Annotated in this window: 12 protein-coding genes and 1 tRNA gene; 8 read left to right on the top strand and 5 right to left on the bottom strand. The window is 63.8% G+C overall.

Translation table 11 applies throughout. The features are described 5' to 3' along the window. Positions 1–147 precede the first annotated feature (147 nt). Together AU381_RS09240 and AU381_RS09235 are read right to left on the bottom strand one after the other, a co-directional pair. The gene (locus AU381_RS09240; protein ID WP_064241424.1) at positions 148–1,563 is read right to left on the bottom strand and encodes an aminotransferase class I/II-fold pyridoxal phosphate-dependent enzyme; all 1,416 of its coding nucleotides are present in this window, start codon (positions 1,561–1,563) and stop codon (positions 148–150) included. Beyond that, entirely contained in the window at positions 1,560–9,059 is a 7,500-nt protein-coding gene (locus AU381_RS09235) for a type I polyketide synthase (protein ID WP_064241423.1), read from the bottom strand. The genes AU381_RS09240 and AU381_RS09235 overlap by 4 nt, the downstream gene beginning before the upstream one ends. 404 nt (positions 9,060–9,463) lie before the next feature. Here AU381_RS09235 and AU381_RS09230 point away from each other — a divergent pair, with 404 nt between their 5' ends. The 4 genes from AU381_RS09230 to AU381_RS09215 all read left to right on the top strand — a co-directional run bounded on the left by AU381_RS09230 (position 9,464) and on the right by AU381_RS09215 (position 13,184). After that, positions 9,464–10,651 carry a polysaccharide biosynthesis/export family protein gene (locus tag AU381_RS09230; RefSeq protein WP_064241422.1) on the top strand — a complete coding sequence of 396 codons (1,188 nt, stop codon included), beginning with the start codon at positions 9,464–9,466 and terminating at the stop codon, positions 10,649–10,651. A 155-nt stretch (positions 10,652–10,806) separates the two neighbouring features. Continuing rightward, positions 10,807–11,406, top strand: coding sequence for a bifunctional nicotinamidase/pyrazinamidase (pncA, locus tag AU381_RS09225; protein WP_064241421.1), 600 nt, complete (start codon positions 10,807–10,809; stop codon positions 11,404–11,406). An 86-nt stretch (positions 11,407–11,492) separates the two neighbouring features. Next, the gene (gene pncB / locus AU381_RS09220) at positions 11,493–12,797 is read left to right on the top strand and encodes a nicotinate phosphoribosyltransferase (RefSeq protein WP_064241420.1); all 1,305 of its coding nucleotides are present in this window, start codon (positions 11,493–11,495) and stop codon (positions 12,795–12,797) included. Between the two features lie 174 nt (positions 12,798–12,971). Continuing rightward, the gene (locus AU381_RS09215) at positions 12,972–13,184 is read left to right on the top strand and encodes a hypothetical protein (RefSeq protein ID WP_064241419.1); all 213 of its coding nucleotides are present in this window, start codon (positions 12,972–12,974) and stop codon (positions 13,182–13,184) included. 250 nt (positions 13,185–13,434) lie between these two features. Here the strand turns inward: AU381_RS09215 and AU381_RS30275 are convergent, their stop codons facing one another. After that, positions 13,435–13,581, bottom strand: coding sequence for a hypothetical protein (locus tag AU381_RS30275; protein ID WP_082909741.1), 147 nt, complete (start codon positions 13,579–13,581; stop codon positions 13,435–13,437). A 248-nt stretch (positions 13,582–13,829) separates the two neighbouring features. On the opposite strand from AU381_RS30275, the gene AU381_RS09210 reads away from it, so the two are divergent. Beyond that, the gene (locus tag AU381_RS09210) at positions 13,830–16,085 is read left to right on the top strand and encodes a PBP1A family penicillin-binding protein (protein ID WP_064241418.1); all 2,256 of its coding nucleotides are present in this window, start codon (positions 13,830–13,832) and stop codon (positions 16,083–16,085) included. A 59-nt stretch (positions 16,086–16,144) separates the two neighbouring features. Here the strand turns inward: AU381_RS09210 and AU381_RS09205 are convergent, their stop codons facing one another. Beyond that, positions 16,145–16,636, bottom strand: coding sequence for a hypothetical protein (locus AU381_RS09205; protein ID WP_064241417.1), 492 nt, complete (start codon positions 16,634–16,636; stop codon positions 16,145–16,147). An 82-nt stretch (positions 16,637–16,718) separates the two neighbouring features. Then, positions 16,719–16,793, bottom strand: a tRNA-Thr gene (locus tag AU381_RS09200). Positions 16,794–17,055: 262 nt separating this feature from the next. Between AU381_RS09200 and AU381_RS09195 the strand changes: the two genes are divergently transcribed. From AU381_RS09195 to AU381_RS09185, 3 genes are all read left to right on the top strand, one after another. Then, entirely contained in the window at positions 17,056–17,274 is a 219-nt protein-coding gene (locus AU381_RS09195; protein ID WP_082909739.1) for a hypothetical protein, read from the top strand. A gap of 217 nt (positions 17,275–17,491) precedes the next feature. Beyond that, complete coding sequence (murA, locus tag AU381_RS09190) at positions 17,492–18,784, top strand: UDP-N-acetylglucosamine 1-carboxyvinyltransferase (protein ID WP_064241415.1); 1,293 nt, start codon at positions 17,492–17,494, stop codon at positions 18,782–18,784. A gap of 176 nt (positions 18,785–18,960) precedes the next feature. Beyond that, positions 18,961–19,401, top strand: coding sequence for a DUF2948 family protein (locus AU381_RS09185; RefSeq protein WP_064241877.1), 441 nt, complete (start codon positions 18,961–18,963; stop codon positions 19,399–19,401).

The raw sequence follows: 19,401 nt of genomic DNA, 5'->3' as shown, positions 1-19,401 counted from the left end.
AGTAAACCTGCCTGCAAGCTGCAGCCCTTGGGCAACGACGATGTCTAAAGCGTGTCGCGTTCAAACGGGTTCACGCGACGCGCTTTAGGTGTTTGTTTTATGCATGTCGTTGTCCCAATACCGCTGCACACTTTTGGGCGACATGCATTAGCGTGCCGAGAGGGCCTTCAGCATCTGATCGATATCGACCCCGCCGAGGCCGAAATTCCGTTCGGTGAGATCCTTCAGGCGCTCGGCCGTCAGCGTCACGGTACGGCGGATCTGCTCCTCCGTGTGTTCGCTGGTGATGAAGAAGCGCAGCCGTGCCATCCCCTCCGGTACGGCGGGATGAATGATCGGCAGCACGTTGACGCCGGCGGCGAGCAGGTCGTTCGAAAGCTGTACGGCCCTGAGCGAATCGCCGACGATCACCGGCACGACCGAGTAACCGCCGCTCAAGCCGGTGTCGAGGCCGGCCTCCTTGGCGAGCTTCAGGAACAGGCCGCCATTGCGCCTCAGCGCCGCGGTGCGCTCCGGCTCCCGTTCGAGAACGTCGAGGCTCGCGACCGCCGATGCGCCGAGAACGGGCGCGAGGCCGACGCTGTAGACGAAGCCGCCGGCCGAGGCCTTCAGCACGGCCGCGAGCGCCTCGCTGCCGGCGACGTAGCCGCCGCAGCTCGATGTGGTTTTCGACAGCGTCCCCATCCAGATGTCGACCTCGCGCGGATCGACGCCGAAATGCTCCGCCAAGCCTTTGCCCCGCTTACCCAAGACCCCCAGCGAATGGGCCTCGTCCACCATCAGCCAGAAGCCGAATTCGGCCTTGAGCTTCAAAAGCGCCGGCAGGTTGGCGACATCGCCGTCCATCGAATAGATGCCCTCGACGATCACCATGATGTGGCGATAGTCGCCTGAAACGGTGCGGAGAACATGTTCCAGGTCGGCCGTATCGTTGTGCTTGAACAGGCGGCGCGCGGCACCCGAAAGCTTGATGCCGGCAAGCGCGCTGTTGTGGATGAACTCGTCATGGATGACGAGGTCTTTCGGCCCCAACAGACAGCCTATGGCCGCCACATTGGTGAGATAGCCGCTGACGAAGCAGACGGCCGCCTCGACACCGTAGAACCGCGCGATCCGCTCCTCAAGCTCGACATGCACCGGTCTTTCGCCCGCCACAAGCCTGCTCGCCGAGGCGGAGATCCCGAAGGACTCGATCGTCTCGCGCGCCCTGTCGAGGACGTGGGCGTGGCGGTTCAACCCGAGATAGTCATAGGAAGCGAAGTTGATGAGCTTGCGGCCGTCGATCACCGTCGTCGCGCCGGCCGCGGTCTGATGCGCGCGATAGAACGGATTGGCGATGCCGAATTGCTGGCTCACCAGCTTCTGGGCCTGCACTTGCTTGTATTCAGGCAAATCCTCGAAGCGGGCCTGCTGGCGACGCGGAGCAGGCGGCAACTCCCGCTCCGAGCGCGCCATACGGTTGCGCTCGGAGGATTGATGGGTGTTCCTCATCCTGTCCAGCAGGTTCTCCTTGAGGCTGCTGTTCATCTTGGAGAAGGTCTGGCCGTTTCCGTCGTTGCTCATTGGCTCAGTGCTTTTTCCTTGGCTGCTCCGATATGGCGTTGCGTGAGTTCGGTGACGAGCTTGTCGTCGGCGGTTTCGGCATCGTCGCTCTGGTCGCGCTTGCTTACCTTTTCATAGAGCTTGCGCGCAACGTCCCCCACGGTCGTGTTGTCGGCGACGCCGCTGAGCGGCATGTCGAATCCGGTATTCTGCTGGAAGCTGATGCCGAGCTCGACCGCCATCAGGCTGTCGAGGCCGATTTCCTTCAGGATCTTGCCGCGCGTCACCGTATCCTTGGCCACGCGGAGAATAGCGGCGATCTCGCCCGCGACCAGGTCGAACAGAATGTCCTCCGCCTCCTGGGGCGACTTGCCCTCGATCATCGCCACGAGGTCCATCTTGGCGCCCTCGGCGCCGGAGGCGTGCTGGTCGGCGCTGCGCAGGATCACCTCGAAGAGCGCGTTTCGGGCAACCGGCAGATTGCGCGCCGCCGCCCAGTCGATCTCCGAGATCATCACAACGGCGGCATCGACGGTACCCGGATCGGCGGCGATATGGCTCTCGACCATATCGAGCGCCACCTGGGCCTTGAGCGCCGTCTTGCCGATGCGCTTGGAGAGAAGGTCGTTGACGTCGGCGTTCTGCGTCAAATAACCGGCGTCGGCAATGGCGCCAAAGCCGACTGCCAGCCCGGCCCGTCCCTCTGCGCGCCGTGCGCGGGCGAGGCCCTCAAGGTAGCCGTTGGCGGCCACATAGTTCGCCTGGCCCGGATTGCCGACCAGCGTCGTTGCGGAGGAGAACAGGATGAAGTTGTCGAGTGCGTCTCCGCGCGTGAGACGGTCGAGGATCGCCGCTCCTTTGGCTTTCACATCGATGACCGGGCGGTTGCGCTCGCGGTTCAAGTTGCCGATCAGTGCATCGTCGAGCACCATTGCCGCATGCACGATCGAGCGCAGCGGCGCCTGCGCCCGAAGTGTCGCAAGAAGCGCTTCCACCGCGGCGGCATCGGTGACGTCGCAGGCGTGGAGCGATGCCGACACGCCGGCCTTCTGCCAGCGCTCGATCGTCGCGCTCGTCTCGGCATCCGGCTGGCCGCGGCGTGAACAGAGAGCGATGTGGCGGGCGCCCTTCTCGACGAGCCACTTGGCAGCGGCGAGGCCGAAGCCGCCGATGCCGCCGACGACGAGGTGCATGCCGTCCGGATCGACCTTCATGCCCCTGCGCGGGTTGGCGGCAATCTCGTGCTTGCCGGCGACCGGCGGGAGAACGACGATCTTGCCGATATGGCCGGCGTTCTGCATCAGCCGGAAGGCATTGCCGATTTCGTCGAAATCGAAGGCGCGATAGGGAAGAGGCGTCAGCCTGCCTTCCTCGAAGAGTTCGCCGATCTCCAGGAAGATGCGCTTGGTCAGTTCCGGCTGGTTGACGAGGAGCTGGTCCGCGTCGATGCCGAAATAGCTGACATTACGCCGGAACGGCCTGAGGCCGATCTTGCTGTCGGCGTAATAGTCGCGCTTGCCGAGTTCCAGGAACCGCCCGAAAGGTTTGACGAGGGCGAGGCTCTGCTCCATCGCCTCGGCGAAGAGCGAGTTGAGGACGAGGTCCACCCCTTCGCCGCCGGTCACGGCGCGAACGTCATTGACGAAGCCGAGCGAACGGGAATCGAACACGTGATCGACCCCGAGCATCGTCAGGAAACGTCGCTTTTCGCGGGTTCCAGCCGTGGCGATGACCTTGGCGCCCTTCAGCTTGGCGACCTGGAGTGCAGCGAGGCCGACCCCGCCGGCAGCACCGTGGATGAGGATCGTCTCGCCTGCCCGGATACGGCCGAGCTCGACCATCGCATAATAGGCGGTGAGGAAGGCGACCGGCAGCGTGGCAGCGGCCACCGGGCTGATCGTCTGCGGCAGTCTGGCGACGCCCGCGCGGGAGACGACCGCATGCGTCGAGAAGGCGGCAGACGCAATCGCCATCACCGCATCGCCGACGGCGAGATCGTCAACGCCTTCCCCGACCTCGACCACATGTCCGGAAAGCTCCATGCCGATCGTCGCGCCGGCAAACCCGTCCTCAAGCGCCTCTTCCGGCAATAGGCCCATCGCCCACATGACGTCGCGGAAGTTCAGCCCCGTAGCGGCAACGGAGACGACGATCTCACCGGGTCCCGCCCGCGGCACATCGGTTTCTTCCCAGGCGATGCTGCTGACCTGGGAACTGACGCGCTGGCGAATGGTAGCGGCCGAGAAAGCGCTGATCTTGCCTTCGGTCCTGGCGGCAGGACCGGACACGGCCCGGATTTCCGAGACCAGGCCCGTCGCCCGATCAAGCAGCCACTCGCGGTTGGAACCCTGGATGGAGAGCAGCGGCAGCGCCGAAGCGAGCATGTCCTCGTGGCTCGCACCGACAGGATCGGAGAAATCGAGCGAATGAACGTCGAGGAATTCGTATTCGTTCTGCAACACGCGGACGAATGTCCACAATCCCGAATTCACGCCCGAACTTGCGGATCGCGACACCGGTGCGCCGCCCGGCGCCACCAGCACGAGGCGGGGACGCTCGGCTCCGGCAGGCTCGGAGCTCCCGGCACGCTGCTTCAGCGCTTCCGCAAAGGCGCTGAGCGCCAGCACCTGCGTCTGCAGCGAGGCGGAATCGACGTCGCCGGCGTGGTCTGCCGCCGCGGACACGAAAACCGCGCGGACCGGGTTTTCGCCGAGCCTGTCGAGCGCTGCGCTTAGCAGGGCGACATCAGCGGCCATATCGCCCGAGACGGAGACGGGGATGGCCCCAGCAGGAGTCGGGCCGTGCCGGGCGTCCGTTTCGACCACCAGATACGGATTTGCACCGGCATCGTTTGCCGCCGGCCCTGCCGCGACGGCAGTGCCGCGTGCCTCGATCAGGATCGTGGTGCCGTGCGGGCACTCGCAATCGCTGACGCTGACGTCGCTGAGATCGAGATCGGTCAGACATTTCTGCCAGTGCGACGCCGCGGCGAGCTTGCCGATCGCGAACTCCGCGGTCTGGCTGCGTTCGAACCAGCCGTCGGAGAGACCAAAGGCGAAGTCGCCGAAGATCGACGGAGCACTGACGGCAGCGACCAGCGCGCCCCTTTCGCGCAACATCGAACGCAGCGCAACGCGAATGTCGGCGTCCTCTTCGATCAACTGGTACAGGTTGTCCGAAGCGCTGACGGCGAGATCGAAGGGCCCTATCGCGGTGAATTCGCTCTTCTTCAGAATGCGCACATGGGCGTCTTCCTCGAATGCGATTTCGAGATTGCGCTGGGCATTGTCGCGCGGCTCGACGACCGAAAGGGTCGTTCCATGCCGTGCCGCCAGATCGGCCAAGCGCCGCGTGAACCCTGCGGAGACACTGCCGAACTCGACGATGCGAAGTCGAGCGCCATTCACCTGCGCGGCCAAGGCGTGTTCGACCATGCCGAGGACCTGATCCATGCGCGAACGGCTTGCCGCCGAATGGACAGCCTGATGGTCGAGCGTCGCCTCGCTGATGAAACCCGACTGGAAAGCCGCAGGTTCGCCAGTTCCGGCCAGCAGCACGTCGAGACGGCTCATCGCTTCCGCATAGGCGTTGTTGATCAGCACCGCTTCGACGGCGCGGTCGGGACGTTCACCATAGAGCTCGCCGAGGATCTCTTCGACGGTCGGAAGGGTGAACTCCGGCGCGATTTTCCAGCTGCCGTTCAGGTGTTCACAGAGCCCGGCATCCTCGAGTGCGTAGAGGCAGTTCGTCAGGAAGCATTGGAACGCGAAATCGCCAGGCAAGCCATTGCTCTGGATCGTGCTCTTTCCCCGCGCCAGCTTGAGAGCGATTTCATGACAGGCGCGATAGATGGACGCATTGAAGAGCAGTGTCGCATTGTCGACGCCGCTGTCGGCGCCGGTCGTTTCCGCAAGCTTCGCCGGCACCGTCCCGGCCAGCTTCGTGCCGGTCAGTATCACATCGGACAGAACCGACTCGTAATGGAAGGACAGTCCGTCGAGCGTCTTGTGCTTGCGCAGATAGGTTCGGCGGAAACGGCAATCGTCGAATTGCGCAACCGGCTCGCCCGCCGCATCGAAGAAGTGAAACCGTGCCTTGATCGAATTGGCACTGACACGCTGGATCTCGATCGTCGCACGGGCAATCGGCCTGCCTGCATTGACGACTCGTACCGAACCGAAGCGGACCGGAATGTAAGGCGCGCCGCCCTTTTCGCCGGTGAAGCGGTCGAAGAGGGCCACCAGCCCGTGGAAGGTCGCGTCGACGGAGATCGGATGGAGCGCATATCGAACGAGTGGATGCCCTGCTTCGGCCGGTGCCTTCAGCTCGACTTCGATCAGCCGTTCCCCGTAGGCGACCGCCTTTGCGAGCAACTGGAAGTGTGGGCCGTAGTCGAGCCCGAACTGCCTTGCCGTGTCGTAGGCCTTCGCCGGAGTGACGGTGCCTGTCTTGGCCAGACCGGAGATGGAGGGCAGTTTTCCGTTCGCTCCGGCTATCGGCTTGCGGCTTCTCGCCACCGCATGCACCGCCCAGTCGTCTTCCGACAGGCGTTCACGCGAACGGATCTCGATGTCGCCGGTCTCCGGCGACAGCGTGGTCGAGAGCTCCATGATCCGGCTGTCGCTGAGTTCGAGCGGCCGGACGATCTCGAGATTGGTGATCTCGACCTCGTCGCTGCCGTAATATTGCTGCGCAGCCGAGACGGCCACTTCTATGAAACCGCTGCCCGGCAGGATCGCCTTGCCGTCGACAACGTGTTCGGCGAGATCCGGGAAGAGATGCGCGTCGACATGGTTCTTCCAGCTGCCGCTGTTCGGGTCGCTCCGCCAGCCCGAAAGGCGGTAGGGCTTGCCGGAACGACCGAAGAGGTCGGTCGCGTCAGTGGTGGACTGCGGGCGCAGTTCGACAGGTTCGAACGGCAGGGTCGGCAGTTCGATAAAGGCGTCGCGCTTGCCGTAGACGCTCGGCCGGTCGACTGCCGCGCCGTGCGCGACGGCCCGCGCCATAGATGCGGAGATCGGGTCCTGCCCCTTCTCTCCGGCGTCGCGAAGCAAGGTGGGTACCACCGTCGCCGGAACCGCGGCCTGCTTGATCGTCTCCTTGACATAGGAGGCGAGGATCGGACGCGGAGAGATTTCGATGAACAAACGGCAGCCGAGCGCGAGCGCCGCCTCGGCGGCCGCCTGGAAGCGCACCGGCTCGCGGACGTTCTTCCACCAATAATCGGGATCGAGCTCCGTGCCGTCGAGCGCACTGCCGGTGACCGTCGAGAGGTAGGTCAGCTCCGTCCGGCGCGGGGCGATATCGGGAATATCGGCAAGGAACGCCTCTTTCGCCCGGTCGATGATCGGATGGTGGAACGGGTAGTTGATGTCGAGGATCTGAACCGGGATCTTCGCCTTGCGAGCGGCGTCGCGGAAGGCGGTAATCTCGTGTGCCGGCCCTGAAATCGTCACCGAATTATGCGCGTTGACGGCAGCCACGCAGAGTTCGTCGAGACCGCGCGCCTCAGCAAAGGCGTTGGCCGCTTCCTCGCCGAGCATCACGGCTGCCATCGTGCCTTGGCCCGCCAGCAGATCCTGGTGCAGCGAGCGCTTTGCGACGATCGACACGGCATCGACCAGCGACAGGGCGCCTGCCGCATAGGCTGCGGCGATCTCGCCGACGGAATGCCCGAACACGGCGGCCGGCGTGATGCCCATCGCCACGAGCGAGTCGGAAAGTGCGGCCTGGATCGCGAACAGCAGCGGCTGGGCGATCTTGGTGTCCGCGAGCCTCTTGTCCAGCTCCGGATCGGTCAAGAGGTCCTTGAGATCGATATCGGCGTGGAACTTGAAGAGCGCACTGACGGAGGTGAAGGACTGGCGGAAGTGCAGGTTTTCGCGGAAGGCCTCGACGCCCATGCCGGCCCATTGCGAGCCGTTGCCGGAGAAGACGAAGGCGACCTGAGCATTCTTGACGGGCGCCTCGCCGACCTCGCCGACATCGGAGCCCGGCTTCTCGAGGTGGCTGGCAATCGCCCGGACGATGTCCTCGGGATGGTCGCTGCGCGCCGCGAAACGGTGGCGCATATGGGTGCGGTTCGAGCCCGAAGCAGCGATGATGGCGCGTGTCTGTTCCTTGGAAGCGCTCGCGAACGTCGCCTTGTAGTCCTTGAGCAGGTTTTCGAGGCTCGACTGCGTGTGGGCGCTTGCGAGAAACACGTGTCCGGCCGATCCAGCCGTTGCCTTTTCCTGTGCGACCGGATCGGGATCGCTGATGACGACATGGGCGTTGGCGCCGCCGAAGCCGAAGGAGTTGATGCCGGCAAGCCGAGCGCGCTTGCCCCTCAGGAGCTCGATCGGATTGGCCGTCACGCGGACGTTAAGGCCCTCGAAATCGATATGCTCGTTCGGCGTGTCGAAGTGCAGCGAAGCCGGAAGGTAGTTGTGCTCGAGCGCCAGAACGGCCTTCATCATCCCGAACAGACCGGAGGCCGGCTCGGTATGGCCGATATTCGACTTGATCGAGCCGATCGGCACCGGAGCCCGGCGCTTGGCGCCGATGACCGTGCCGATGGACCACACCTCCGCCGGGTCGCCGACCTTGGTGCCCGTACCGTGGCCCTCGACGAAGGCCACCTGATTGGCGTCGATGTCGTTGCCCTCGTAGATTGCTCGGAGCAGGTTCGCCTGCGCCTCGCGCGAAGGCAGCGAGATACCGTTGGTGCGGCCGGCCGAGTTGACGCCGGAGGCGACGATCCTCGCATGGCTCCTGTCCCTCTCCCGGCGGGCGCGATCCGACCGCCGCAGGACGAAGACGACGCCGCCTTCGGCACGGACATAACCGGCGCCGTCGTTGTCATAGGCGCGGCAGAGCCCCTCCGGCGACAGCATGCGCGCCTGGGCGAAGCCGACGAAGGGGAGCGGGTGGGCGAGAATATTGACGCCGCCGACGATCGCCGTGTCGATCTCACCGGCGTCGAGCGCCCGCATCGCCTGGTCGAGTGCCACGAGCGAGGACGAACAGGCGGTGTCGACGGTCATGCTCGGGCCGCTTAGCCCGAAAACATGCGAAATTCGGTTGGAGACGATCGAGAGCGTATTGCCCGTCATGAAATAGGGGCCTGCGGCAGCCGGGTCCTCGACCGTCAGGTTGGCGTGATCGAGGCTCGATGCCCCGATATAGACGCCGACATTCTCGCCATGCAGCGACGCTATCGAGATGTTTGCGTCCTCGAGCGCGCGCCAGGCAAGCCGCAGCAGCACCCGCTGCTGCGGGTCCATGTACATGGCCTCGCGCTGCGACATGCCGAACACGGCCGGATCGAAATCATAAATCGTGTCGAGAACGCCGGCGGCAAACGAATAGGTCTTGCCCTGCGTTCCCATCACCGGGTGCCAGAAACGCGCCAAGTCCCAACGGTCGCCCGGCACGCTGGACACGGTGCACATGCCTTGACGAAGGATTTTGAACAGCGCCTGCGGCGATTCCGCTCCAGGTGCCAGGCATGCACGCCCTATGATTTCAACAGTCATGTATGATCGAACGCTCTAGAACTGCCGTTAAAATTGTCCTAGCCAATTGCAACGTCAAACGGAAATTGCAATCGGCGAAAGATTTGCTGGGTGGTTTTCCCCGTTTTTGTCCCCCCTGCTGTATTAGGGAGCTTTTAACTCATAGTGCCTAGCTTTCAACCCCAAAGGACTAGATAAACGGCCTGCAACACCCGTCCAAAACAATTACCGCGACAGCTCGTAACCGATTTCGGGGGCGGTATGGCCGGAAAGGCGCAGTTCCTAATATTTTGGCTCGCTTATCGGCGGGTGGCTTGTTGTGGGACGGCGATTGTGCTTTTCAGGGACCGGCGGATTCCTGCCGGGACGAATGCGGCGCAGATCTTTGAATGGAATCATCGCTGTGCCGAATACGGAGTATCGTAGTGAAACGAGTGACTGCCCTTCTGCTTTGTACCGCGCTTGCGGGATGTCAGGCTGTACCGGGCGAGGGCCCTCTGACAAGCGATATCGTCGCAGAAGCCGGCCAGTCGGGATCGGAGATCGGCAGGAAGAACGCCACCGTTTTCGACATCATTGATATCGACGGCCAGTCCGCGCGGCTCGTTTCCGAATATGTGGCGACGACCCTCAGCCGCCGCTTCGGCATCGGCGGCGGCGTCGGCCAGGTAGTGATCGGCGTCGGCGACCAGCTGAAGGTCACCATTTTCGAGGCGGGCAGCGACGGCCTGTTTTCCACAACGGAATCGAAACAGACGAGCATCGACCTCGTCGTCCAGCCCGACGGCAAGGCGGCGATCCCCTATGTTGGCTCGGTCCGCTTCGCCGGCTTGACGCTGGAGCAGGCGCGCCAGGCGATCCTCGATGCTCTGAAGCAGAAGGCCGTGGAGCCGGACGTCATCGTCACCTCGACGTCGACAGCGTCGCGCATCGTCACCGTCTCGGGCGCCGTCGGCCGCCCGTCGGTGGTGCCGCTCAACCTGGTCAGTGAAACGATCAACGAGGTGATCGCCAAGGCCGGCGGTCCCTCGGCGCAGCCCTACGAGACCTATGTCACGCTGGTGCGCGGCAAGAAGACCGGAACGGTTCTGCTGAAGTCGATCATCGAGAGCCCCTCGGAAAACATCCATGTGAAGCCGGGCGACCAGATTTTCGTCACCCGCGATCCGCGCACCTTCACGATCCTCGGCCAGGTTCGCGCCAACCAGCGCGTCGAGTTCGGCTCCAACGACCTCAATCTGCTCGAAGCCGTGGCGCTCGCCGGCGGCGGGGCGGATCGCACCGTCGATGCGAAGGGCTATTTCGTCTTCCGCTACGAGGAGCCGGACATCGTCATGAGCCTGCTCGGCCGCGAGCGCTTCAACTCCATGCTGAGCAAGGGCATGAAGCCCGACAGCGTCGGCCGCTATCCGATCGTCTACCGCTTCAACATGACGAACCCGGACAGCCTGATCATCGGACAGACCTTCCCGGTCAAGAACCGCGACGTCATCTACGCCTCGCGCCATCCTTCGGTCGACATCACGAAGTTCCTGGATTTCGTCGCGCGGCCGATCGGCATTGCGAATTCCGGCGTCAATATCGCCGACAATATCAACGATCTCAACAACTGAAAGTAGCGTGGGGGTATACGCCTCCACGACCTCGCCAGTCGCGTGCCAGCATCCTGGTGAACATGCTTGCCGCCTCGCGCGTTCTGTGATTGATCTTGCGCTTAAATCGGTTTGCCGATCGTCGAAAGACGGTCGGCGATCGCGAGGAGTGGCCCATGGCTGAAGATGCCCTGATCGTCATCGACATGCAGAACGACTTCTGCCCGGGCGGTGCGCTCGCGGTCGCGGGCGGCGATGAGATCGTGCCGGTCGTCAATCGCCTGATCGAAGCGGCCCAGCATGTCATCCTGACCCAGGACTGGCACCCGGCCGGGCACTCGAGCTTCGCTTCGAGCCATCCCGGCAAGGCGCCTTTTGAGACGATAGCGATGCCTTATGGTGAGCAGACGCTCTGGCCCGACCACTGCGTCCAGGGAAGCCCGGGCGCCGATTTCCACCCCGCTTTGCGCTGGACGAGGGCGGAGCTGGTCGTCCGCAAGGGGTTCCGCCCCGAGATCGACAGCTATTCCGCCTTCTTCGAGAACGATCACCGCACCCCGACAGGCCTCGCCGGCTACCTGCGCGAGCGCGGCATCTCCAGAGTGTCGCTCTGCGGTCTCGCGACCGATTTCTGCGTCGCCTACTCGGCGCTCGATGCGGTCGCTCAGGGCTTTTCGACCTCCGTTGTGCTCGGCGCCTGTCGCGGCATCGACCTGAACAGATCGCTTGCGGCGATGACCCGGCGCATGCGCGAGGCGGGGGTCGAACTCATTTAGCCGCACAGGAGCGGGATCGCTCCGAGTTACCAAATCGATCATGATGGTGTTCGGCCAGACGTGATCCAGAAGGAGCGTAGTCTGAAATGCCAAAGACCGATATCGCGCGGCGGGTCTATAACCACACCTGGAAGCTCGATCCGATCATCCGCAGTCTTTTGGATACGGATTTCTACAAGCTCCTGATGCTGCAGATGATCTGGCAGCTCTATCCCGATGTCGATGCGACCTTCTCGCTGATCAACCGCACCAAGACCGTGCGGCTTGCCGAGGAGATCGACGAACAGGAGCTGCGCGACCAGCTCGATCACGCCCGCACCCTGCGGTTCACCAAGAAGGAGATGATCTGGCTCGCCGGTAATACGTTCTACGGCCGCAAGCAGATCTTCTCGCCGGAATTCCTTTCCTGGCTCGCCAGGTTCCGGCTGCCCGAATACGAGCTGTCGCGCCGCGACGGCCAGTTCGAGCTGACTTTCCGCGGCCGCTGGGTCGAGACGACGATGTGGGAGATTCCGGCGCTGGCGATCATCAACGAGCTGCGCTCGCGCGCCGCGATGAAGGGCCTCGGTCCCTTCACGCTGGACGTGCTCTATGCCCGCGCCAAGGCCAGGATGTGGTCGAAGGTCGAGCAGTTGCGGCAATATCCGAACCTGCGCATTTCCGACTTCGGCACGCGCCGCCGGCACAGCTTCCTGTGGCAGCGCTGGTGCGTGGAGGCGTTGAAGGAAGGCATCGGCGCCTCTTTCTCGGGCTCGAGCAATGTGCTTCTCGCCATGGACAACGATCTGGAGGCGCTCGGCACCAATGCCCACGAACTGCCGATGGTGGCGGCCGCGCTCGCCCGCAACGACCGGGAGCTTGCCGCGGCTCCCTACCAGGTTCTGCAGGACTGGAACCAGCTCTATGGCGGCAATCTGCTGATCGTCCTGCCGGATTCGTTCGGCACCGCCGCCTTCCTGCGCAATGCCCCCGACTGGGTGGCGGACTGGACCGGCTTCCGGCCGGACAGCGCTCCGCCGATCGAGGGCGGCGAGAAGATCATCGCCTGGTGGAAGAAGATGGCCCGGGATCCGGCCGAGAAGCTGCTGATCTTCTCCGACGGTCTCGATGTCGACACGATCATCAAGACCTATCGCCATTTCGAGGGGCGCGTGCGCATGAGCTTCGGCTGGGGCACCAACCTGACCAACGATTTCGCCGGCTGCGCGCCGACCGAGATCAGCGGCCTCAATCCGATTTCGATCGTCTGCAAGGTCAGCGAAGCCAACGGTCGGCCGGCCGTCAAGCTTTCGGACAATCCGCGCAAGGCAACCGGCGATCCCGCCGAAGTCGAGCGCTATCTGAAATTCTTCGGAACGGAGGATTTCGTCGAGCAGAGCGTCCGCGTGTGATGAGCGCCGCCTCTGACATCCCACGTTCGACACCTTTTCCGCCGTCAGCTTCGGCGGAAAATGCCTGAGCCGACGCCCAATAATATGACTTATGGGGGTACCTCACTATTTTCTTGAATTTCCCCCGAAATGCCCCATGATGACCCGCGTTGAGGTACACCTTGGGAGGGGTTCGTGCGTCAAGCCTATTCACCCGATGACGTCGACGTCATGCGCGGTGCACTGGATATCTGGTGTGCCCTGCACAATGTCGGCAAGGATGGAGCAGAGGCCAACAGAGCCGCGCGGCGCATCCTCGACCTTATGGACAGGAAGAAGTGCTCCTGCGACGAGCTTCTGGCTCAGCTCGGAGACTTCAGGCCGGAACCGCATCACCGCGCCTTCTAACGACAGCGACAACACCATCCGACGTCTTGATCGGCGAGACTTGCGTGTCGCCGAGATAGGCGGAGACGGGCGTTTGCCCCGACTCAACCGGCGAGCCGAGCAGCCGGGCGAAGAAAGCGGTAGGCTACAGTGCCGTGCGTCTTTTGAGACGCCACAGTATACGGCAGCTGCCTCGCGTCGGTTGCGGTGCGGCAGGGCTTTCCCTCTTGTCCTCATTCCTGTGCTTGTCACAGGAATCCCGTGGCGACCGTCAGCGCGGTATCGACGAGGTAATTTCGCCGGAGACGGCGGCGTTCGCTGGCGTCCTGTGCTGGGACAGGGCAACGTGCAGGATCCCGGACGCCGCGATCGACGCGACAAGAACGGCGATGGTGGCGCCGAGCCCCGATTTGATCATCCCACGTCCTCCAAGCGCGTGATTTGCCGCTCCGGCTGTCAAAGCGCGAGATGGAGTTATTCCTGTGGCGACGATCAGGCTGTTCCCCGAGTAACGTCAGACATGGTTAATGATGTTTTGATGGTTCGGCAGCCGGCATTTCGATCGATATGCGATCGCCACCATGTTTTGGACATCTTTCTGGCAACCACTCGCCGGCCAATGCGTTCTGAGCGAACGTAGGGGTGACATTTTGATCGAGAGCACGGATGGCGCAAAGCGATGCCGCGTCGAAGATTGGTCCCGATGGGCCAGAAGAAGCCGAGCCGAGCCGTGATCAGCCGGGCAGTTCGGAAGGCGCCGCATTCGCAAAGACCCGAGAGGCACTTGCGGGGCTGGGTCGCGCGCTGGCCAGACTTGGCCGGGCGCTCCACGAGGAAGTACCTGTTGCCGCCCGTCGTGCCGGTGAAAAATCGGGCGCCGCGGCGATCGGCGCCATCGAGCGGCTGGGGCGGACCTCAAATGGCAAGTCCGATTCCGTCGCCTTAGCGGGACGCTCCGCAAGCCGATGGGTGAAGCCGCGGCGAGGGCGAACCGAAGACCACCGCGCCGAACCGAAGCGCCCGAGCGGCCGGCGTACAATCCTGGTGCGGACCGTATCGGCAGCGGCGCTGGCGTCGCTCGTGCTGCTGGTTGCCGTCTTCGCCTGGGCCTTGCGCGATGTTCCCTGGGACGAGATCGCCGAGGGCTCGCTGAAGCCGGTCGTCGTGCTGGAAACCGCCGACGGCAAGCCTCTGGTGAGCCAGGGGCCGTTTCAGGGGTCCTACGCGGTGCGCGCCGATTTTCCGCCGCATCTGGTCGAGGCGGTGCTCGCAAGGGAGGACCGGCGCTTCTACGAGCATTCCGGCATCGATCTCCGGGGCATCGCCCGGGCGATCTACACCAACCTCGGGGCGGGCGAGGTTGTGCAGGGCGGCAGCACCATCACGCAGCAGCTGATCAAGATCCTCTATCTCGAGCGCGACCGCACCTGGAAGCGGAAGATACAGGAGGCGGTGATCGCCTTCTGGCTGGAGCACAAGCTCGGCAAGGACGAAATCCTCACCCGCTATTTGAACAATATCTACCTCGGCGCAGGCGCCACCGGCGTGCCGGCCGCTGCCCGCATCTATTTCGACAAAGAGGTTCAGGAGCTTTCGATCGGCGAATCGGCGATGCTCGCGGCGATCATCCGCGCACCCTCGCAGCTCAATCCGCTGACCAATCCGGAGGGTGCCCGCCAGCAGGCGGAACTGGTCCTCGATGCCATGGTGAAGGGCAACAGGATCACGTCTGAAGAGGCGAAGGTCGCCCGCGCCGACTTCGGCAAGCTCCAGCCGACCAGTCCGGCGATCCGGTCGGGAAGCTGGTTCGCCGACTGGATCATGCAGGATGCCCGCGAACTCGCCGGTCCCTATCGCGGCACGATCAAGGTGAGGACCACCATGGTGCCGCGGCTGCAGGCGATCGCCGACAAGGTCGTCGCCGATGCGCTTCGGCGCGAAGGCGGCAAGGCGGGCGTCTCGCAGGCCGCTTTGGTGGCGATGACGCCGGAGGGCGCCGTCGTCGCCATGGTCGGCGGCCGCGACTATACGAAGAGCACCTTCAACCGCGCCTTCTCGGCGATGCGCCAGCCCGGCTCGGCCTTCAAGCTGTTCGTCTATTATGCCGCGCTAAAAAGGGGCCTGAGCCCGTTCGACCCCGTCGAGGACGCGCCGATCGAGATCAACGGCTGGTCGCCGGAGAATTTCGGCGGCGGCTATAGCGGCGTGGTCAGCATAGCCGAAGCCTTCGCCCGATCGCTGAACGCCGCGACGGTGGCGCTGGCGATGGAGGTCGGCATCGACGAGGTCATCGCCTCGGCGCGGGAACTCGGCATCGATGCCAAGCTCGCCGACACGCCGAGCCTCGCGCTCGGCTCCTCGGAGGTGAACCTGCTCGACCTCACCGGCGCCTATGCCTCCGTCCGGGCCGGCCGGGCGCCGATCGAGGCATGGGGCATCGAATCCTTGCATGCCGAGGGCCAACCGCAGGCCTTCCGGGTCGGCCCTTCCAAGGAGGCGGTGACCGATATCAGTCAGTACCGACCGGACCTCGTTGCGCTGCTGCGGTTGGTGGTCGAACGCGGAACCGGCCGCGAAGCGGATATCGGCACGCTCGCCGCCGGCAAGACCGGCACCAGCCAGAACCACCGCGACGCCTGGTTCGTCGGCTTCACCGAGCCGCTGATCGTCGGCGTCTGGGTTGGCAACGATGACGAGACGCCGATGAAGGACGTCACCGGCGGCAAGCTGCCGGCGCGGATCTGGAAGAACTTCATGACCGCGGCGCTGGCTGAAGGCACGCCGGAGCAGAGCGGCGCGCAGGTGGCGGGGTCCGCACCGGCTTGCAACTTCAGGGCCTGCGCGCGGGCCTATCGGTCGTTCCGGCCGGATGATTGTACGTTCCAGCCGTATTACGGGCCGAGGCGTTTGTGTGAAAAGTAGGGCAGGTGCGAATCCAGTGCGGCGATGCTGTAGGGTTCGCTGAGCTTTTGTATTTTCCGCTATTTCGAAGCCAATGGCGCGCAAGAGCGCTCGCCGCGCGGAAGATGTTGCTCGGCTACGATCTTGGGCTCGGCTCGAAGCACCTGGGAGTGCCCGCTGGCGCAGAACACGATCTTGCCGCCCGGCGGCGAGTTCAAATTGATCGTCCATCGCCAAAAATCGAAGGGTCGATCCAGACGCTCCCGTGTAACGCGGTCGATGGAAAGTTCACTCATCGCGGTTCGCCCATCGCTGTCGCCGTGATCGATGGCAAGCTGCAGATCACCGACATCGTGAAATGTCAGGGTGGCTGGCGCCACGCTGAAGCGAAACATCCCAGAAGGTTCGCAAAGCCAGTCGGCGATGAAATCGATGTCGAGCACCAGATCGCTGCGCCATTCCTGTCTCTCTGGATCGCCGATGTCGAAGCGGATTGCGTAGATGAGATTGTCGTGCCATCGCCAGACGAGATCGTCCTTGAGCGTGCCTTTGTCGTCGGAGTCAGTTCTCATTGGAGCACTTCCCGCGCCCGTTCACCCGGCGATCACCCTAGCAAGCTCAAGCGATTCTTTGCAAATATCAGCCAAGGAAAACTGGTGCTGCTAGAGAGATTTGAACTCTCGGCCTCTCCCTTACCAAGGGAGTGCTCTACCCCTGAGCTATAGCAGCATCCGGCGGCGTTGGGTGATACGCCGCAGCAAGCGAGGGGCCTATTGCCATAGCTTGCGGGAGAGCGCAAGGCGCATTTCGAAGTTTTTGACGGGGAGGGGGCGTCCTCGCCTGCGGCAAGCTCGGTCTCAGGTCACAAAGCCCCTTGGTTTCAATGCCTTGATGCAGGCCACGATTTGAAAATCGCCGCTAATTTTTCGGAATTTCGCTCGGCCGGAACTCACCTTGCCGCTTCCGGAGTTTCGGCTTTTGCGCTAATCCATTGACCATGCAGAACGACGACGACAAGGGGCGCGCGCCGGGGCCGCGAAGCGGCGCGAAAGCCGGCAAAAGCGAGGCGGAGGTGAGGCGGCAGCGGCTGGCGAAGACGCTCCGCGACAATCTCCAGCGCCGCAAGCAGCAGGCGCGGGCCCGCCGGGCGGGCGACGCCGACGAGACATCCGGAGTGCCTGCCGCAAAATCGGACGAATCGGGCGATTAATGCATGTCGCCCAAAAGTGTGCAGCGGTTTTTGGATGACGGCATGCAGGAAGGGAAGTAATCGGCGGGGGATAAATCACCTTCTTTGAGGCTTCCGCCATTCCTGTCGACTTCGCATTTCAAGGCACTTCTAATTTCGCGGCATCTCCACTAAGAGACGCCCTTCAGCAACACCGGATTTTTTTGGAAAGGCGGGCGGCGCCCGTGCGAGAGGTCTCATGGATCGCATCAGGATCGTAGGCGGAAATCAACTTAACGGGGTGATCCCCATTTCCGGCGCCAAGAATGCCGCTCTGCCCCTGATGATCGCGTCGCTCCTGACCGACGACACGCTGACCCTGGAAAACGTGCCGCACCTCGCCGACGTCGAGCAACTGATCCGCATCCTCGGCAATCATGGCGCCGATATCTCCGTCAACGGCCGGCGCGAGCGCCAGGGCGAGAGCTATGCCCGCACCATCCATTTCACCAGCCGCAACATCGTCTCGACCACGGCGCCCTATGAGCTCGTCTCGAAGATGCGCGCCAGCTTCTGGGTCATCGGGCCGCTGCTCGCCCGCGAAGGCAAGGCGCGCGTCTCGCTGCCGGGCGGCTGCGCCATCGGTACGCGGCCGGTCGACCTCTTCATCGAGGGCCTGACGGCGCTCGGCGCCAACATCGAGATCGACGGCGGCTACGTCAACGCCACGGCGCCCGCAGGCGGCCTCATCGGCGGGCGCTATGTGTTCCCGAAGGTCTCGGTCGGTGCCACGCATGTGCTGATGATGGCCGCGACCCTTGCCAACGGCACGACGGTGATCGGCAATGCGGCCCGCGAGCCCGAGGTCGCCGATCTTGCCAAGTGCCTGAACGCCATGGGCGCGAAGATCTCCGGTGCCGGCACCGGCACGATCACCATCGAAGGCGTGCGCTCGCTGTCGGGCGCCCGCCATCGGGTGCTGCCCGACCGCATCGAGACCGGTACCTATGCCATGGCGGTGGCGATGACCGGCGGCGACGTCATCCTTGAGGACACGGATCCAAGCCTGCTCGATACCGCCCTTGAAGCGATCCGCCGGGCCGGCGCCGAGATCAGCGCGACGAACAGCGGTATCCGCATCGTCCGCAATGGCCCCGGCATCCGCCCGGTCGATATCGTCACCGATCCCTTTCCGGGCTTCCCGACCGACCTGCAGGCCCAGTTCATGGGCCTGATGACCAAGGCGGGCGGCGTTTCCCACATCACCGAGACGATCTTCGAGAACCGCTTCATGCATGTGCAGGAACTGGCGCGGCTCGGCGCGAGGATCTCGCTCGCCGGCCAGACGGCGAAGATCGAGGGCGTCAGCCGGTTGAAAGGCGCCCCGGTGATGGCGACCGACCTGCGCGCTTCCGTTTCGCTCGTCATCGCCGGGCTTGCCGCCGAGGGCGAGACGATGGTCTCGCGGGTCTACCACCTCGACCGCGGCTTCGAGCGGCTTGAAGAAAAGCTGACGCGCTGCGGCGCCCATGTCGAGCGCGTCAGCGACTGACACGACAGCGCCGCGCGTCTCGAGTTGCTGCATGTTTTTATCCTTAAATCGGATTCGATTTCAGGAAACATGCAGTAGGCTTTTGCGCCTGAAACCGTTGCGGTTTCGGGCGCGACGTCTTATGTCCTTGATGATTGCGGTGCAAAATTCGGCGCCGGACTGCAGGGATGGATCGCATGGATGCTTTGAAGCTGCTCGCACTCGACGAGGAAGACCTTGGGGTCGTTTCCGCTCATGTGCAAGACGCAGTCTTCAAGGTGGCCGGCATTCATTATGATGCGCGCCGTCGCCAGTTTTCCCTGGTCCTCAACCGCTTCGTCTGGGAGGCGGCGGAAGGCAAGCGCAGGAGCTTCGAGCGGCGCCGCGCCTTGCTGCTCTTCAAGTGCGTCACGGCCGTGCGCTCGCTCGGCTTCGACCGGGCCGACATGGAAGCGGTGCTCGATCTCCTGGCGCTGCGTTTCGTGCTCAAGGGGGAGGGGCCGGAGGGAACGGTCGAGCTCGTGCTCGCCGGCGATGCCTTGATCGCGCTTGATGTGGAATGCATCGAGGCGCAGCTTGCCGATACCGGCGGGGCGTGGGAAACCGCGTTCAAGCCGCGCCATCCCGAAGGCGACTGA

The sequence above is a fragment of the Sinorhizobium glycinis genome (assembly GCF_001651865.1).
Lineage (GTDB): Bacteria > Pseudomonadota > Alphaproteobacteria > Rhizobiales > Rhizobiaceae > Sinorhizobium > Sinorhizobium glycinis.
The sequence above is the reverse complement of the archived record's forward strand: the minus strand, read 5'-3'. Positions and strand labels throughout refer to the sequence as shown.

Coding starts and splice junctions, on each gene's coding strand:
- AU381_RS09240 (WP_064241424.1), bottom strand. CDS start 1,563: ATGAGCAACGACGGAAACGGCCAGACCTTCTCCAAGATGAACAGCAGC.
- AU381_RS09235 (WP_064241423.1), bottom strand. CDS start 9,059: ATGACTGTTGAAATCATAGGGCGTGCATGCCTGGCACCTGGAGCGGAA.
- pncA (WP_064241421.1), top strand. CDS start 10,807: ATGGCTGAAGATGCCCTGATCGTCATCGACATGCAGAACGACTTCTGC.
- pncB (WP_064241420.1), top strand. CDS start 11,493: ATGCCAAAGACCGATATCGCGCGGCGGGTCTATAACCACACCTGGAAG.
- AU381_RS30275 (WP_082909741.1), bottom strand. CDS start 13,581: ATGATCAAATCGGGGCTCGGCGCCACCATCGCCGTTCTTGTCGCGTCG.
- AU381_RS09210 (WP_064241418.1), top strand. CDS start 13,830: ATGGCGCAAAGCGATGCCGCGTCGAAGATTGGTCCCGATGGGCCAGAA.
- AU381_RS09205 (WP_064241417.1), bottom strand. CDS start 16,636: ATGAGAACTGACTCCGACGACAAAGGCACGCTCAAGGACGATCTCGTC.
- murA (WP_064241415.1), top strand. CDS start 17,492: ATGGATCGCATCAGGATCGTAGGCGGAAATCAACTTAACGGGGTGATC.
- AU381_RS09185 (WP_064241877.1), top strand. CDS start 18,961: ATGGATGCTTTGAAGCTGCTCGCACTCGACGAGGAAGACCTTGGGGTC.